The 16,572-nt window shown below is 37.9% G+C and carries 17 protein-coding genes and 1 other annotated feature; of the genes, 16 read left to right on the top strand and 1 reads right to left on the bottom strand.

Going from position 1 to position 16,572, the window contains the following annotated elements; genetic code table 11:
• The first annotated feature begins 9 nt into the window (after positions 1-9).
• The 9 genes from sigE to ileS all read left to right on the top strand — a co-directional run bounded on the left by sigE (position 10) and on the right by ileS (position 8,386).
• Positions 10-717: an RNA polymerase sporulation sigma factor SigE gene (gene sigE / locus MKX57_RS04600; protein WP_025113851.1), complete on the top strand. Its 708-nt coding sequence runs from the start codon at positions 10-12 to the stop codon at positions 715-717.
• A 114-nt stretch (positions 718-831) separates the two neighbouring features.
• Entirely contained in the window at positions 832-1,605 is a 774-nt protein-coding gene (sigG, locus tag MKX57_RS04605) for an RNA polymerase sporulation sigma factor SigG (protein WP_025113852.1), read from the top strand.
• Positions 1,606-1,746: 141 nt separating this feature from the next.
• Positions 1,747-1,983 (top strand): YlmC/YmxH family sporulation protein, encoded by a 237-nt coding sequence (locus MKX57_RS04610; RefSeq protein WP_025113853.1) that lies wholly within the window; start codon positions 1,747-1,749, stop codon positions 1,981-1,983.
• Between the two features lie 89 nt (positions 1,984-2,072).
• On the top strand, positions 2,073-2,777 hold the full coding sequence (locus tag MKX57_RS04615) for a YggS family pyridoxal phosphate-dependent enzyme (protein ID WP_164908764.1): 705 nt from the start codon (positions 2,073-2,075) through the stop codon (positions 2,775-2,777).
• A complete protein-coding gene (locus MKX57_RS04620; protein WP_342550824.1) occupies positions 2,761-3,264 on the top strand; it encodes a cell division protein SepF in 504 nt (167 codons plus the stop codon). Before MKX57_RS04615 ends, MKX57_RS04620 begins: the two co-directional genes overlap by 17 nt.
• 20 nt (positions 3,265-3,284) lie before the next feature.
• Entirely contained in the window at positions 3,285-3,566 is a 282-nt protein-coding gene (locus tag MKX57_RS04625) for a YggT family protein (RefSeq protein WP_008173852.1), read from the top strand.
• Between the two features lie 201 nt (positions 3,567-3,767).
• Positions 3,768-4,556 (top strand): RNA-binding protein, encoded by a 789-nt coding sequence (locus MKX57_RS04630; RefSeq protein ID WP_239354247.1) that lies wholly within the window; start codon positions 3,768-3,770, stop codon positions 4,554-4,556.
• A 95-nt stretch (positions 4,557-4,651) separates the two neighbouring features.
• Positions 4,652-5,176, top strand: a complete 525-nt coding sequence (locus MKX57_RS04635) for a DivIVA domain-containing protein (RefSeq protein ID WP_008173848.1) — start codon at positions 4,652-4,654, stop codon at positions 5,174-5,176.
• A 100-nt stretch (positions 5,177-5,276) separates the two neighbouring features.
• Positions 5,277-5,505 (top strand) — a binding site (T-box leader).
• Between the two features lie 112 nt (positions 5,506-5,617).
• Entirely contained in the window at positions 5,618-8,386 is a 2,769-nt protein-coding gene (ileS, locus tag MKX57_RS04640) for an isoleucine--tRNA ligase (RefSeq protein WP_275443942.1), read from the top strand.
• A gap of 111 nt (positions 8,387-8,497) precedes the next feature.
• On the opposite strand, the gene MKX57_RS04645 is transcribed toward ileS, so the two are convergent.
• Positions 8,498-9,703 (bottom strand): AraC family transcriptional regulator, encoded by a 1,206-nt coding sequence (locus MKX57_RS04645; protein WP_043989666.1) that lies wholly within the window; start codon positions 9,701-9,703, stop codon positions 8,498-8,500.
• Between the two features lie 203 nt (positions 9,704-9,906).
• Here MKX57_RS04645 and MKX57_RS04650 point away from each other — a divergent pair, with 203 nt between their 5' ends.
• The 7 genes from MKX57_RS04650 to MKX57_RS04680 all read left to right on the top strand — a co-directional run bounded on the left by MKX57_RS04650 (position 9,907) and on the right by MKX57_RS04680 (position 16,571).
• Positions 9,907-10,242 carry a hypothetical protein gene (locus MKX57_RS04650; RefSeq protein WP_008173844.1) on the top strand — a complete coding sequence of 112 codons (336 nt, stop codon included), beginning with the start codon at positions 9,907-9,909 and terminating at the stop codon, positions 10,240-10,242.
• Between the two features lie 23 nt (positions 10,243-10,265).
• On the top strand, positions 10,266-11,834 hold the full coding sequence (locus tag MKX57_RS04655) for a cation acetate symporter (RefSeq protein ID WP_008173842.1): 1,569 nt from the start codon (positions 10,266-10,268) through the stop codon (positions 11,832-11,834).
• 163 nt (positions 11,835-11,997) lie between these two features.
• The gene (gene lspA / locus MKX57_RS04660) at positions 11,998-12,477 is read left to right on the top strand and encodes a signal peptidase II (protein WP_025113863.1); all 480 of its coding nucleotides are present in this window, start codon (positions 11,998-12,000) and stop codon (positions 12,475-12,477) included.
• Positions 12,474-13,385 (top strand): RluA family pseudouridine synthase, encoded by a 912-nt coding sequence (locus MKX57_RS04665; protein ID WP_008173836.1) that lies wholly within the window; start codon positions 12,474-12,476, stop codon positions 13,383-13,385. Before lspA ends, MKX57_RS04665 begins: the two co-directional genes overlap by 4 nt.
• A gap of 204 nt (positions 13,386-13,589) precedes the next feature.
• Positions 13,590-14,174, top strand: coding sequence for a bifunctional pyr operon transcriptional regulator/uracil phosphoribosyltransferase PyrR (gene pyrR / locus MKX57_RS04670; RefSeq protein WP_043989716.1), 585 nt, complete (start codon positions 13,590-13,592; stop codon positions 14,172-14,174).
• Between the two features lie 14 nt (positions 14,175-14,188).
• The gene (locus MKX57_RS04675; protein WP_089985285.1) at positions 14,189-15,499 is read left to right on the top strand and encodes a solute carrier family 23 protein; all 1,311 of its coding nucleotides are present in this window, start codon (positions 14,189-14,191) and stop codon (positions 15,497-15,499) included.
• A 193-nt stretch (positions 15,500-15,692) separates the two neighbouring features.
• Positions 15,693-16,571, top strand: coding sequence for an aspartate carbamoyltransferase catalytic subunit (locus MKX57_RS04680; protein ID WP_107921521.1), 879 nt, complete (start codon positions 15,693-15,695; stop codon positions 16,569-16,571).
• Position 16,572 lies beyond the last annotated feature (1 nt).

Consider the following 16,572-nt stretch of genomic DNA (forward strand, 5'->3'; position numbering starts at 1 on the left):
GGAGAACTATTGCTTCTTAGGCTACTTGCTAGCTTGAAAAAATTTTGGAGTAAGTTTCGTAGTCGTGAAACGTACTATATAGGGGGAAATGATTCATTGCCAGTGCCACTAAGTCGAGAAGAAGAAGTTACAGTCATTGCATCCTTTATGAAAGGTGATTTACGTGCTAGAGACACACTAATTGAACGTAATTTACGTCTTGTTGTTTATATTGCTAGACGTTTTGACAATACGGGGACGCCAATCGAAGATTTAATCAGCATTGGTTCTATCGGGTTAATAAAGGCGATTGAAACGTTCAATACAGATAAAAATATTAAGCTTGCAACTTACGCATCACGATGCATTGAAAATGAAATTTTAATGCACTTACGAAAAACTAGTCGTATGAAGGGTGAAGTGTCATTAGACGAACCATTAAACTCTGATGCAGATGGAAATGAATTATTACTATCAGATATTTTAGGTACAGAAGAGCACATTATTCTTGATAATGTAGAGAAAAAAATTGAACGTCAGCATATGTTCCATGCCATTAATTTATTAGGTGCACGTGAACGATATATTATGGAATGCCGTTTTGGTCTCAATGGGAAAGTGGAAATGACGCAAAAAGAAGTGGCAGATCATTTAGGGATATCACAATCATATATTTCCCGCTTAGAAAAGAAAATTATTCAGGATTTACGTGAAAATTTAAATCAGCCAATTTCTTAGAAAGGGAAAATTAACCTACCTAAAATTGGTCATAGCTTTTGTGCATATTCTTGTTTCTCTCGGACAAACTGATGTCACGGTTTAGTCAGAGAATAACATCCGGAGGAATCGAATATGCGAACAAAAGTAGATCTTTGCGGCTTAGATACATCGACTTTGCCAATTTTAAAGCACGAGGAAATGAAGGAACTCTTCATTCGTTTACAAGCTGGTGAAACTGAAATCAGAGAAGAGCTTGTCATGTGCAATTTAAGGTTAGTGCTAAGTATTGTTGGTAGATTTGCCTATAGAGGTGAACAGGCAGATGATTTATTTCAAGTAGGCTGTATTGGCCTCATGAAAGCCATTGATCATTTTGATTTAAAACATAATGTGAGATTTTCAACATATGCTGTCCCAATGATCATTGGTGAAATTCGTCGCCATCTGCGTGATCATCATGCATTACGAGTATCTCGTTCTTTAAGAGATATTGCGTATAAGGCAATGCAAGCAAAAGAACAGTGGATAACCGAAAATTTGCGCGAACCAACGATTGAAGAAATTGCTGACATGATCGAGATGAAAAAAGAAGATGTTTTATTTGCTTTAGATGCAATTCAAGACCCAATGTCATTACAAGAGCCCATATATTCAGATGGAGGGGACGCTGTCTATATGATGGACCAATTACGTGATGATGATGTATCAGAAGATCAATGGGTTGCCTATGTGTCGGTAAAGGAAAGCTTGCAAAAACTAGATGAACGTCAGCAAATGATCGTGGCAAAACGTTTTTATTATGGTGAAACACAAACTGAAATTGCTAAGGAATTAGGCATTTCACAAGCACAAATTTCACGTCTTGAAAAAAATGCAATTGAAACAATGCAAAAAGATTACAAATAAAAAAATGCGCATCGAATTATTCGGTGCGCATTTTATCTTCATTCAATGAACGATTGATACATAAATATAAAGAGACAGCAAAGTTTGATGATAGAGAAAAATAATTTAGATGAAAGAGTAATGGATAGAGGAGGTTTTTCATTGCGGTTCTCATTATTACAACAAAAAGAAGTAATTGAAGCAGGAAATGGGCGATTTATAGGATTTGTGGTAGATGCAGAGGTATCGAAAGAAACGGGCTATGTAACAGCATTTTTAATTGCCGAGCCCCGAAAATATCTTGGTTTTTTTAAAGGAGAAGAATCTGTAAGAAAAGTGTATATGAAAGATGTGCTTGTCGTTGGCAAGGATGTCATTTTGGTAAAGGCACTTTCCTAAAAGGCTGACATAGGTCAGGCTATTCATTGATAAATCAAGCATTGCTTGTTACAATAAGAGAAACTAATGTTGTAAAGTTGGGAAAAACAGTGACAAAAATTTTAGCAAATTTAAACAAACTAAATGATTTAATAGCAGCAGCAGAAACAAGAGTCAATCGTGAAGCCAATAATGTTCAAATAATAGCTGTGACGAAAGAGGTTTCTGTAGAAAGAACCCAAGAAGCAATCGAAGCTGGATTGACTCATTTAGGAGAAAACCGACCTGAAGGTTTAAATCGTAAACTATCTGCGATTCAAGCCCATGTCAATTGGCATTATATCGGGTCCCTACAAACACGTAAAGTAAAACAAGTGATTAACAGCATTGATTATTTACATTCATTAGATCGTTTGAGTTTGGCAGAAGAAATTGAAAAAAGAGCAGTAAAGCCTGTAAAATGTTTTATACAAGTAAATGTTTCAGGGGAAGAATCAAAACATGGTTTAAGCATGGAAGCAGTTTTACCTTTTGTAGAATCATTGAAAGGTTTTACAAAAGTCGAAGTTGTCGGTTTAATGACAATGGCACCAAACACAGAAGACGAAACACTTATTCGTTCTGTATTTAAGCAATTAAAACAATGTCAACAGCAAATAGCCGAGCAAGGATTCGCACACGCACCTTGTACCGAGTTATCAATGGGCATGTCTAATGACTTTGAAATTGCGGTAGAGGAAGGGGCTACTTTTGTTCGAGTCGGAACGGCTCTTGTTGGAAATGAAAGAGGGGAACAGGATGAGCATGAAAAATAAAATTAAAAACTTCTTTTACCTTGAAGAAGAATTAGAAGAAGAAATCACGCAAGCTCCTATTCAGCAGCAACAACCCGTACAACAACAACAACAGCAACCGATTCATTCAGTAAAGCCTAAAAAAACAATTAAAGAACGTAAGGCATCGATCCATGAAATTGTGCCGCAAAGTACAGCTACTCCGAATAATATTGTCAGCTTACAAGCTGCAATGAGTTCCAAAGGAGCAAAAGTTGTCTTAATAGAGCCTAGAGTCTATGCAGAAGCACAAGATATCGCGGAACATTTAAAAAATAAACGTGCAGCTATCGTTAATTTACAACGTATTGAGCGAGAGCAAGGTAAACGCATTATTGATTTTTTAAGTGGCACAGTTTATGCCCTTGCAGGGGATATACAACGTATTGGGAAAGATATTTTCCTTTGCACTCCAGACAGCGTAGAAGTGACTGGTGAAATTACGAACTTTATTTTAGACGATAATTAATAGCGAGGATTGTAGTTTATATGACTTTTTTTATAATACTTGGTTATGTATCATTAGCATTTAGGATTTATTCATTTATGCTAATTGCATATATCTTAATGTCTTGGGTGCCTGCCGCTCAAAATTCAGCCATTGGACGAATGCTTGAAAAAGTGTGTGAGCCTTATTTGGGGATATTCCGAAAGTTTATCCCACCGCTTGGTATGATTGATATTTCACCAATTGTGGCAATCTTTATGCTGAATTTTATTGAAAGAGGACTTGTGATAGTCATTCAGAAATTATTTCTTATGTTCGTATAAATATAAAATCCTCACGTTTTAGTGGGGGTTTTTTATTTATATTGAAAATAGAAGAAAAGCAGACGTCGCGAATTTTAAAGTGGCTATTCGAGTGAACTCGAAAAAATTTTAATGCCATGATGTCAAAGTACCAATGATTGGGAATACTATGTTTATCCAATCCATGAGGCAAATAGGAACGATGAAAGAGGAGACAACGAGATGGAGCACTTGATTCAGCATTTTCGGAAAGATGAGCAACCTTTTATTGAACAGGTAATAAGCTGGCAGCGGGAGGTAGAGGATCGCTATGCACCTAAGCTGACTGATTTTCTTGATCCAAGACAGCGCTTTATAGTGACATCTATTATTGGACAGGATGACTCAATGAATACATTATGTGCGGGGTTATTTAATGAGGCGGAGAGACAACGTATGCTCATTTATCCAGCCTACTATGAGCCTACAGATAAAGACTTTCAACTGACAGCTTTTACACTTCAGTATCCCGTTAAATTTGTACAATTACGCCATCCTGATGTTTTAGGAGCCTTGTTATCATTAGGGTTAAATCGTAGTAAATTTGGTGATATTCGCGTGAGTGAGCATCAAATCCAATTTGTCGTTGCACGAGAAGTGGCAGAATATGTACGTTTACATTTAACAGGCATTGGTAAAGTAAAGGTACATGTTGAATCCCTTAAAGAACAGGCGCCGCTCCTTATCAATGAAGATGAATGGCTGGAGGAATCTCACACGGTTACCTCCATGCGATTAGATGTTATTATGGCAACCGTTTTGAAAGTGTCTCGTCAAAAAGCACAAGCTTTAATTACTGGTAAAAAAGTGCGTGTCAATTGGACAGAGCGTGATGCCGTTGCTTTTGAATTACAAGAAGGGGATATTTTATCGATAAGAGGGAGCGGTCGTTTGAAAATAATTATGACAGAAGGCCGTACAAAAAAAGATAAAATCCGTCTACAAGTCGGTCGATTGGCTCAAAAAAGCTAAAAGAAAAGTAAATTTCATTATTTTATACTGCTAAGTTGTCGGAAGAATTGTATAATAGGAATTACGAATGTACACGAAAAGGAGAGAAGGATAGTATGCCATTATCACCTATTGATATACATAATAAGGAGTTTACAAAAGCTTTCAGAGGATATGCTGAAGATGAAGTAAATGAATTTTTAGATCAAATCATTAAAGACTATGAAATTTTGCTGCGTGAAAAAAAAGAGGTTGATAAGCAACTAGAAATGGCCTTAGAGCAAGCGAGGCATTTTAGCTCTTTAGAAGAAACATTACAAAAGTCTATTGTGGTTGCACAAGAAGCTGCAGATGAAGTACGTAGAAATTCTCAAAAAGAGGCAAAGCTTATTGTCAAAGAAGCAGAGAAAAATGCTGATCGAATCGTTAATGATGCTTTAACGAAAGCACGTAAGGTTACAATTGAAATTGATGAACTTAAAAAACAATCTAAGGTGTTCCGTAATCGTTTCAAAATGCTTGTTGAAGCCCAGCTTGATTTATTAAATGCTGACGATTGGGAGCATTTGCTTCAGTATGATATCGATTTAACAGAAATTCAAGCTTCTGTAGATGAAGCGCAAGAAGCAGAAGATATGTAACTCTCCTTTTCATGGAGAGGATCAAATTTAAATGAAACTTGACGCGATTGTTTGAATTTCATATACTTTGTTATAGCAATTATTTTGTACAGACATATGCATAGAAGCAGAGACGAAGACAGTATTTGTTAGGCGTGGTGAAGCGATTTGGGGATAGTGGAAGCCCAAACAAGCAACTAACAATGAACATCACTTCTGAGCTAAATAACTGAAAAAAGTAAGTTATTTCGTGATGCACGACGTTAATGTGCTTGAAAGAGGTAGTGCAACCTATTTGGATTGTGCTACAAGTAGGGTGGTACCGCGAGTAGAAGCTTCTCGTCCCTTAGTGGATGAGGGCTTTTTTTATTTGTCCGCGAATTGTTTCAGAAAAGTTAGCCCATAACTGTCGTATGAGAAGAGTGTCGATATGCTTGATGTAAAATAAAGGAGGATTTTTTTATGGTGGAATACAAAGATACTTTATTAATGCCAAAAACGGATTTCCCAATGCGTGGAAATTTACCAGCAAATGAACCAAAAATGCAAGATAAATGGAATGAGATGGATATTAACAAATTACAGATGGAGCGTACGGAAGGTCGCCCTGAATATGTACTTCATGATGGCCCTCCGTATGCAAATGGTGATATTCATATTGGACATGCATTGAATAAAGTATTAAAGGATATGATTACACGTCATCGTTCAATGACTGGTTACCATGTTAATTATATTCCTGGCTGGGATACGCATGGTCTACCTATCGAACAAGCATTGACAAATAAAGGTGTCAAACGTAAAGAAATGTCAGTAGCAGCTTTCCGTCAACTTTGTGAAGAATATGCATATGAGCAAATTGACAATCAACGAAATCAATTCCGTCGTTTAGGGATCCGTGGTAATTGGGAAAATCCTTATATTACATTGAAACCTGAGTTTGAAGCTCGTCAAATTGAAGTATTCGGAAAGATGGCGGAAAAAGGATATATTTATAAAGGTTTAAAACCAGTATATTGGTCACCGTCTTCTGAATCTGCTCTTGCTGAAGCAGAAATTGAATATAAAGATATTAAATCGCCTTCCATTTATGTAAGCTTTGCTATTAAAGATGCAAAAGGTGTTGTACCAGCAGATGCTAAATTTGTTATTTGGACAACAACTCCTTGGACATTACCAGCAAACTTAGGGATTTCTTTAAATCCTGAGTTCGTTTATGTTGTCGTTGCAGTAGCAAATAAAAAATTCATCATTGCAAAAGATTTATTAGAAACTGTGGCAACTGCTCTTGAATGGGAAGCATATGAAGTTGTTCAAGAAGTGAAGGGTGAAGCATTAGATCGTATTGTCGCTCAGCATCCTTTCTATGATCGTGATTCACTTGTAATGGTAGGGGAACATGTTACTGCTGACGCAGGTACTGGCTGTGTTCACACAGCTCCAGGACACGGGGAAGACGATTATCATATTAGTAAGCAATATGGCTTAGACATTCTTAGCCCACTTGATAACAGTGGCTGCTATACGGATGAAGCACCTGGGTTTGAGGGCGTCTTTTATAATGATGCCAATAAACTAGTGACAGAAAAGCTAAAAGAAGTAGATGCATTAGAAAGTCTTGGTTTCATTTCACACTCATATCCACATGATTGGCGTACAAAAAAACCAGTTATTTATCGTGCCACACCACAATGGTTTGCGTCTGTTGAAGCGTTCCGTGGAGAGCTATTAGAGGCTGTTAAAGCAACTGCATTTACACCAGCTTGGGGAGAAACACGTCTTTACAATATGATTCGTGACCGTGGAGATTGGGTAATTTCTCGTCAGCGTGCTTGGGGTGTACCAATTCCAATTTTCTACGCTGAAAATGGTGAACCAATTATTACACCTGAAACAATTAGCCATATCTCAGCACTATTCCGTGAACATGGCTCAAATATTTGGTTCCAAAAAACAGCAAAAGAGTTGTTACCAGAAGGCTTTACACATCCGGGTAGCCCGAACGGTGAATTTACAAAAGAAAATGATATTATGGACGTATGGTTCGACTCAGGTTCTTCACACCAAGGTGTACTTGTAGAACGTGGCATGAAATACCCTGCTGATCTATATTTAGAAGGCTCTGACCAACACCGTGGATGGTTTAACTCTTCACTTATTACATCAGTAGCTATTAATGGCTTAGCACCATATAAAGGACTTTTAACGCATGGTTTCGTTCTTGATGGTGAAGGTCGTAAAATGAGTAAATCATTAGGGAATGTCATCATTCCACAAAAGGTAATGGATCAATATGGAGCAGATATTCTTCGTCTATGGGTTGCTTCTGTAGACTATACTGCTGACGTGCGAATTTCTATGGATATGTTGAAGCAAGTATCAGAAGTATATCGTAAAATTCGTAACACTTTCCGTTTCCTACACGGCAATATTGCTGATTTCGATCCAACAAAAGATCGTGTAGCCTACGCAGAGCTTCGTGAAATGGATCAATATGTGTATATGCGTTTACAGGATGTCCTAAAAACTGTACGTGCTGCATATAATCGTTATGATTTTGCTGCTGTTTATCATGTTGTGAATAATTTTGTAGCAGTAGAGTTATCTTCATTCTATTTAGATATTGCAAAAGATGTAGTTTACATCGAAGGTTCTGACAACAAAGATCGACGAGCAATGCAAACAGTTATTTATGATACATTAATGACTTTAGTTAAAATTATGACACCAATCATCCCTCATACTACAGATGAAATGTGGTCATACTTACATGCTCAAGGTATTGTAGAGGAAGCTTCTGTTCAATTAACGGACTTCCCAATGGAAAATGTACAAGCTAATTTTGAAAATCTTCGTGCAAAATGGGAAAAAATCATTGATGTACGTGATGATATTTTAAAAGCATTGGAAGAAGCTCGTAATGCTAAAACGATTGGTAAGTCTCTTGAAGCAAAAGTAACAGTATATGCAAAAGAAGATATAGTATCATTATTGAACGATGCAAACATTGATTTTGCACAACTATCTATCGTTTCTGCTTTTGAGGTAGCTACAATTGAAGAAGCACCAGCAGATGCTTTGGTACTTGAACATGTATCCATTGTTGTTGAAAAGGCTACAGGTGAGAAGTGTGAACGTTGCTGGTCTATTACGGAAACAGTTGGTGCGAATGAGGCACATCCGACAGTTTGTGCGCGCTGTGCAGAAGTAGTAGAAAAATATTACGCGTAAGTGGAATCAGTGAATAATAAGAATCTGCTTTCTATGTAGCTTATAAGCAAGTCTCCTTTAAGGGGCTTGCTTTTTTCATGTGGTTTTTGCAGATTCTCGAAAAACTACATCCTATTTAAACAAAATTTCTTTCGTATTGCGGTAGTCTGTTGGCGATATTCCAACATATTTTTTAAAGGTTAGACTGTAATAATTCGGTGTATTGAACCCACAGGTAGAGGAGATTTTATCAACCGTATAATCAAACTTTCGTAAAAAGGGTAAAGTTTTGATAATACGTGTAAAGGCAACATAGTCAACAAAATTGCGACCCGTTTCTCTTTTAAATAGCCTGCTAAAATGTGTTGGGCTAAAGCTTATATATTTCGCAACTTCACTTATAGAAAGCTGTTCGTCAAAATGCTCCTCTATAAATTGAATGGCTTTTTGAAGCTGTGGGTGCTTCGTTAAATCTTCGTAATACCGTATATGAATGTTATCAATAGGCGGTTTTCTTCGAGCTTTTCGTGCCTGAGTATAGGATTCCTTCACTTGCATAGCATCCTGAAATACTCCCCCAACCCCCATGAAAAGGTGGATACAATGGTCCTTTTTTAGTGTCTCGATGACCTCTAATAAAGATGCTTTGCCCTCTGACCAATGCTTGAATGAGTTATAGTCTTTTGGAATTCGCAAAAGAAGAAGTAAATAGCGTTCAAAATGTAAAAAGGACAACGGCGCTTTATCGGCAAATTTCTGCTGAATAACAGTTGTGATAATGCTACACGCATCTTGTGGATGAGCTCTCTGTTCATTTACATCAATATAGCCTTGTATTAAGAACACCATATTAGGAATACAGTTAGTCGATAAAAAGGATGCAGATTGTATGATTTCCTGTTCATTATCGATCTCACCGCGTATCAGACGTTTTAAAAAAGCTTCTCGGAAAGGAGAAGTTTGATGTTGGGAAATTTGTTGTGTCAGTTCGAGCATGGTAAGTGTGCTACCCTTTTTCTCCTGATAGGAAGTGTGTAACTTTTTTACAATTCGTAAAAATTTTGATTTTTGTAATGGTTTGATGAGAAGTGCAGGTAAAACTAATTCAATTGCTATACCAGTCGAGTAGGTGAGGTGTTCTGTAACAATTGGGACAATTATACTATTAGGATAATTTCTTTTTAGTCGCTTAATCTTCACCCAATCAAATAACCGATTGACTTCATAGACAATAAGGGTGTCATCTTCTGGTTTTGGCTCTTTACACTCCATTAAAGCGTTTGGTAAAACTTCTTCTAACCAATCTCTCATTTGTTGCTTATCCAATGAGCTTTCCATAAACCATACCACCTTTAAAATGCTACCAACCCCCAAGAATAAAAATGATAGAAATATTTTAACTTAAAATAGCATTTTTTTGTACTAATACAGCAATATTTTATATCTATATTGAAGTTGAAATAGAATAAAATAATTGTAGTGAATAATAATTTGAAATTTCAGATAATTATTTACTGATACAAATAAAGGGGGAGTTGGCTATGGCAGAAGTAGGGAGTCATGATTATGAATACGTGGAGGCAGGCACCATTGATGTAAAGGATCTTCCACCTCTAGATGCGGAGACAAATAAAATTATGAAAGATGAATTTACAACGGGTTTAGGCTTATCGATATTTTATTTTATATTAATTTTTAGTATCCCTGTTATGAATTGGTTTGCACCAGCATTTGCCTTTAAGAAAATGTGGGGTGGCATGACGGTAACCTGGTTTGTGACAACTGTTGTCATGATGGCGATGGCATTTATTATCGCTTATGTGCATACTGCCATGTACGAAAAACGCCTGAAAAAATATGATTTAGCCAATAAGTAGTTGAAACAAGGGGGATGAGTTGAATGATGGGAGCTCTTTTAGAACCAAAGATGTTAATGACCATTGCATTAATGGGAACGATTGTATACATTACGTATTTAACAAAAAGAAATGCAACTGCATCGGATTTCTTTGTAGGAGGAAGAAGCTTTGGCTGGTTTACAAATGGTTCTGCAATCGGTGGGGATTATTTAAGTGCAGCCACATTCCTCGGTATTGCGGGTTTAACATTTCAACTAGGATATGACGGGGCTTATTATGCTTTTTGTTTCTCAATTGGTTTAACCTTATTAGCTATATTTGTAGCAGGCCCTTTGAGACGATTTGGTGCATTTACGGTAGCGGATTTTTTGGGCTATCGTTTTCATAGTAAACGAGCACGACTAGTAGCGGTTGCGGTAGTATTAGCAATTTCAGGCTTTTATGCAGCTCCGCAACTATTAGGTGCTGCTCAAATTTTAAGTATGTTTTTCGGCACTTCCTATGAATTTGGTATTATCTTTACATGTATTGTCATGATTTTTTATGTAGGTATTGGTGGTATGAAAGGAACAACCATTAACCAAGCTTTGGAGCTGTGGATTCGTCTTGGTGCATTTATTGTGATGCTAGTAGCAGCGGTATACAGTGGCTTGCATTACGATAAAATTCTTGCAGCTATTAATTCCTTTAGCGGTCCTATTACGGGCACATCCCCATATGCTTTAGATGGGAATGATGTTAATTTTGATGGTGCCGCATGGACAGGGACAGGCTTTTATTTCCCAACATTTTGGCAAACGATTAGCATGACGATTGGTTTAGCTTTAGGAACGATTGGACTTCCTCATATTTTATTGCGTTTTTATACGAATCCAAGTGCTAAAGCAGCTCGAAAATCCGCGCTGATGGCTATTGGGATTGCTAGTACATTCTTTTTATTAGCGGTTTATTTGGGTGTTGTTGGTCGTTCAATTTTCATCTCGGGAACAGCGAGTGAAGAGGTTATGCGTGATCTTGTACTGGGCGGAAACAACATGGTGATACCGACTACAGCGCTAGCTCTAGGTGGTAAATGGTTGCTTGGCTTAGTTATAGCGGGGGCATTTGCAGCTATATTCTCCAATCTTTCAGGGCTCTTTATTACAAGCTCTGGGGCACTTGCTCATGATTTGTATGCTAACATTATGAAAAAGGACATTACGCAAAAACAGCGCGTCATTGCTGGGAAATTTGCTATCGTCCTATTGGGTATTTTATATGGGGCCCTGGGGCTTCTTGTTAAGGATGCATCTATCGGTCATTTAGTGGCGCTCGCCTTTACAGTCGCAGCAAGTACATTTACGCCAATATTCATTTTAGGTATTTGGTGGAGAGGCATGACAGAAAAAGGAGCCATTGCGGGATTACTTATTGGACTTGCTGTGTCCATGTGGATGATTTTTTTACCAGGAACTTTACCGAGTTTCTTACAGTTTAAAATTCCAGGGATTGTGACGGTTCCTGTCGGTTTCTTATCAGTGATTATTGTGTCACTATTAGATCGAAAGGTACCTGCTGATGTCAATGATTTTATGAAGCGCGTCCATTCAAAAGAATCTGAAACAGTATAAAACAAGAAGTTTGGCTATTTCTATTGCTCAAAAAGTGATAGAGATAGCTTTTTTGTATTTTCAAGAGATTTGGAATCCGCCATATTTTGATGTGATATTAGTTATTGTCAATGGTGCTGATATGGTAGAATAGGTTAGATGTTGAGCGAACGGAGGAATGTTTGTGTATAAATATTATGGATTGGCTGCCTTTGTCGTCTTATTGGACCAATGGACAAAGTGGTTGATTGTGAAAAATATGGAGTATGGTGAACGTATTGCTGTATTAGACCCATGGTTTGGCATTTTGTCTCATCGTAACAGAGGTGCAGCATGGGGGATGCTAGAAGGGCAAATGTGGTTGTTTAGTATCGTAACAGTTGCCGTTATCTGTGCCATTGTCTATTTTTATCATAGAGAGGCAAAAGGGAAGCCAATTTTTCAAGTGGGCTTAATGCTCTTACTTGGTGGAGCAATAGGGAACTTTATTGATCGTATATTTAGAGGAGAAGTGGTCGATTTTGTAGATGTTTTAATTCCAATTATTAAGTATGATTTCCCAATTTTTAATGTGGCAGATGCTGCATTGACGATTGCTGTTGTTATACTTATGATTGGCTTAATTATGGAAGATAAAAAAGAGAAGAAACAGGTGAAACAATGACGCAAGTAACATATACAATCGAAGAACAACAGCAAGGAGAGCGCATTGATAAAGCACTTTCAAGCTTACAATCTGAATGGTCGCGCACGCAGATTGGGAACTGGGTTAGTGACGGAAATATCAAAGTAAATGGCGATGCTGTGAAACCAAAATATAAGGTAAAAGCGGGGGACGTTATTGCTATTGATGTACCAGAAGCTGAACCGCTTGATGTAATCGCAGAAAATCTAGCACTTGATATTGTTTATGAGGATGCTGATGTTCTTGTTGTGAACAAACCAAAGGGTATGGTCGTTCATCCAGCACCAGGGCATTTGACAGGCACGCTAGTAAATGGGTTAATGTATCAATGTAAAGATTTATCGGGGATCAATGGGATTATGCGTCCAGGTATAGTCCACCGTATTGATAAAGATACATCCGGCTTATTAATGGTTGCCAAAAACGATGTAGCTCATGAATCATTAGTGGATCAGCTAGTCAATAAAACTGTTACTCGTAAATATATTGCTCTTGTACATGGGCATATTGCACATGATAAAGGGACTATTGATGCGCCAATCGGTCGTGATCAGAAGGACCGTCAGAAGCAGGCTATTGTTGATAATGGTAAACATGCAGTAACTCATTTCCATGTGGTAGAGCGCTTTGGTGATTATACGCTTGTAGAGTGTCGTCTAGAAACAGGACGAACACATCAAATTCGTGTGCATATGAATTATATCGGCTTCCCGCTTGTTGGAGATCCAAAGTATGGACCGAAAAAGACAATTGATTTTGGTGGACAAGTTCTTCATGCAGCAACGCTAGGCTTCAATCATCCTTCTTCAGGTGAATACTTAGAGTTTGAAACACCACTTCCTGCTGATTATGAGCAATTATTAAATGAATTACGAAATAAGCATTGACGTATACGCAAAGAAAGTCTATACTAACGACAGTGAATGAACAACCTAACTAAATATTCACCTTTAATAGCAGTCCAGAGAGGCTGAGAAGGGTCATGTGATAGTGTTGCAAAAAAATTTGTGCTGCAAATTTTTCAACATGCTTTTTTAACACGTATACAACCCTCTCAGGCTATTCGCCTCGAGAGGTTTTTTTATGGACATATGACCACATTAGATGGTAGAGAGGAGGAAACGAATTTGGCTCAAAATGAATTGTTAGATGGTCCTTCAATGGCACGAGCATTAACACGTATTGCTCATGAAATTATTGAACGTAACAAAGGAATTGATGAATGTATTTTAGTTGGCATTAAAACACGAGGTGCCTTTCTAGCCAAACGCTTGGCACAACGAATTGAAAAGATCGAAGGTAAACCGATTCGTACTGGCGAGCTTGATATTACACTTTACCGCGATGATTTAACAATGAAGCATGAAAATGAACAAGCACATGTTGAGCAAGTTGACATTGAGCATGAAGTGAAAAATCAAAAAATTATTTTAGTCGATGATGTTCTTTATACAGGACGAACAGTTCGCGCAGCACTAGACGCTGTCATGGATTTAGGAAGACCTGGACAAATTCAACTAGCTGTTCTAGTTGATAGAGGTCATCGAGAGCTACCAATCAGAGCAGATTATGTAGGGAAAAATGTTCCGACTTCTGGCTCTGAGCGCATCATTGTCAATTTACAAGATGTGGATGGAGAAGATTGCGTTATTATTTATAAAGAAGACGAACAATAAAGTGAGGAAACAAAATGTCAAATGCAGTATTAGATATTAAGGATAAACCAACCCCACTTCAGCTAGTGACATTAAGCTTCCAGCATATGTTTGCGATGTTTGGTTCAACAATCTTAGTGCCACAGTTAGTAGGTCTTAGCCCTGCAATTGCCCTTTTAACAAGTGGGATTGCAACAATATTCTTCCTATTAATTACAAAATTTCAGGTACCGGCTTACTTAGGCTCCTCCTTTGCCTTTATTGCTCCCATATTATTGGCGGCAGGCGGTTTGAACGAGGATGGCTCCAGTGTAAACCCAGGAAATGCCATGATTGGCGCAATGGCTGTCGGAATCACCTACGGAATCGTATCCTTAATCATTTGGAAAAGTGGTTATAAGTGGATCATGAAAATTTTACCACCGATTGTAGTTGGACCAGTAATCATGGTTATTGGATTAGGCCTATCGGGTACGGCCGTGAATATGGCGATGAATGTCAATGGGGAGTATAGCTTTTTACACTTCTCAGCAGCTTTAGTCACAGTGTTTACAGCGATTATCTTCACGATTTTCTTTAAAGGAATTTTAAGTACAATGCCAATTTTGATGGGCTTAATCGTTGGCTATGTTTACTCCATGATTGTCGACATTGTAGATTATACACCGATTGCCAACGCAAAATTCTTTGCTATGCCAGACTTCTTGCTACCCGGTGTGCATTATGAATTTGAAATCACAACAAAAATTCTACTTGTCATGGTACCAATCGTGATTGTAACGATTTCTGAACATATTGGTCATCAGCTTGTATTAGGGAAAGTAGTTAACCGTGATTACATTAAGGAACCTGGTTTACACCGCTCCCTACTAGGTGATGGACTTGGCACATTCGTAAGTGCGCTAATCGGTGGTCCACCTAAAACAACTTACGGTGAAAATATTGGAGTTCTAGCAATTACTCGTGTTTATAGTGTGTACGTTATCGCAGGTGCTGCAATAGTAGCCATCTTACTATCATTCTTCGGGAAAGCAATGGCAGTGATTGCAACTATTCCAACCGCAGTACTAGGTGGGGTGTCCATCTTGCTCTTCGGTATTATTGCAGCTAGTGGTTTACGTATGCTAGTAGATAATCATATTGATTTCGGGAATAGTCGTAATCTAGTAATTGCTTCAGTGATTTTAGTCATCGGGATTGGCGGAGCGAAGTTCGTCATTTCAGAATCATTAAGTATTGAAGGAATGGCACTAGCCGCTATCATCGGGGTGCTATTGAATGCCATATTACCAGGTAAGAAAGAAGCCGAAAAACCTGTACCATACAATCAAAATAAAAATTCATAGTAGTACCTTTTAATGAATTGTCCAGAGAGGCAAAAAAAGGGAAGTTGTGGATAGACTAAAGTAAGGATGATTTCCTGCTGTAGTTTGTCACGCCTCCTTATGCCTCGTTGATGACATCAACGGGGCTTTTACTTTATGAAAAGAACGTCATACATAGACGTTCATGACATACAACCTTATGGGGGGTCACATGATGAAGAACTTATTATCGATGGAACATTTAACAACAGAAGAGATTAACCACATCCTAGATCTTGCGCAAGCGTTTGAAAATGGTGAAACATCATCGTTATCTCGGATATACAACGTTGCCAACTTATTTTTCGAACCAAGTACACGGACAAAATCAAGCTTCGAAATGGCTGAGCATAAAATTGGCTGTCATATCATCCCTTTCGACGCTGGATTTTCGAGTGTGACTAAAGGGGAAACATTGTACGATACGGTCAAAACTTTAGAAATGATTGGTTTAGATGCAGTCATTATTCGAGCATCAGAAGATGAATATTATAATGAGCTACTAAATGGTATTAATGTAGCTATCATCAATGCAGGAGACGGCGCAGGGCAGCATCCATCCCAATCATTATTGGATCTATATACGATAAAAAAAGAGTTTGGTTATTTTGAAGGGCTGAATATTACGATTGTTGGGGATATCTCACATAGTCGAGTAGCAAAATCAAATGCCCATGCATTACAACGTTTAGGGGCAAATGTTCACTTCCTTTGTCCAGAAGAATGGTCAGGAGGATTTGAAGCTCATCATTCTTGGGATGATTTAATCGAGAATAGCGATGTCATTATGCTATTACGTGTGCAACATGAACGTCATAAAGTAAATAAAAGCTTTTCGAAAGAAGGCTACCATCAAGAATACGGCTTAACAATTGAACGAGAAAAGCAAATGAAAGAATCAGCTATTATTATGCATCCAGCACCAGTGAATCGTGATGTAGAAATTGCTACTGAGCTTGTAGAGTGTGGACGTTCTCGAATTTTCGAGCAGGTACGAAATGGAGTCTACACACGGATGGCCATTGTGGAAACCATTTTAAGGGGGAGAGAATAAC

It is taken from the genome of Lysinibacillus sp. FSL M8-0216 (assembly GCF_038595555.1).
GTDB classification, from domain to species: Bacteria; Bacillota; Bacilli; order Bacillales_A; family Planococcaceae; genus Lysinibacillus; species Lysinibacillus fusiformis.

Bases quoted from the DNA above. Each gene is read 5' to 3' on its own strand.
- MKX57_RS04630 (WP_239354247.1), top strand. From the start codon at position 3,768: ATGGAGCACTTGATTCAGCATTTTCGGAAAGATGAGCAACCTTTTATT.
- MKX57_RS04645 (WP_043989666.1), bottom strand. From the start codon at position 9,703: ATGGAAAGCTCATTGGATAAGCAACAAATGAGAGATTGGTTAGAAGAA.
- MKX57_RS04650 (WP_008173844.1), top strand. From the start codon at position 9,907: ATGGCAGAAGTAGGGAGTCATGATTATGAATACGTGGAGGCAGGCACC.
- MKX57_RS04620 (WP_342550824.1), top strand. From the start codon at position 2,761: ATGAGCATGAAAAATAAAATTAAAAACTTCTTTTACCTTGAAGAAGAA.
- pyrR (WP_043989716.1), top strand. From the start codon at position 13,590: ATGACCACATTAGATGGTAGAGAGGAGGAAACGAATTTGGCTCAAAAT.
- MKX57_RS04665 (WP_008173836.1), top strand. From the start codon at position 12,474: ATGACGCAAGTAACATATACAATCGAAGAACAACAGCAAGGAGAGCGC.
- sigG (WP_025113852.1), top strand. From the start codon at position 832: ATGCGAACAAAAGTAGATCTTTGCGGCTTAGATACATCGACTTTGCCA.
- MKX57_RS04635 (WP_008173848.1), top strand. From the start codon at position 4,652: ATGCCATTATCACCTATTGATATACATAATAAGGAGTTTACAAAAGCT.
- MKX57_RS04680 (WP_107921521.1), top strand. From the start codon at position 15,693: ATGAAGAACTTATTATCGATGGAACATTTAACAACAGAAGAGATTAAC.
- ileS (WP_275443942.1), top strand. From the start codon at position 5,618: ATGGTGGAATACAAAGATACTTTATTAATGCCAAAAACGGATTTCCCA.
- MKX57_RS04655 (WP_008173842.1), top strand. From the start codon at position 10,266: ATGATGGGAGCTCTTTTAGAACCAAAGATGTTAATGACCATTGCATTA.
- MKX57_RS04675 (WP_089985285.1), top strand. From the start codon at position 14,189: ATGTCAAATGCAGTATTAGATATTAAGGATAAACCAACCCCACTTCAG.
- MKX57_RS04625 (WP_008173852.1), top strand. From the start codon at position 3,285: ATGACTTTTTTTATAATACTTGGTTATGTATCATTAGCATTTAGGATT.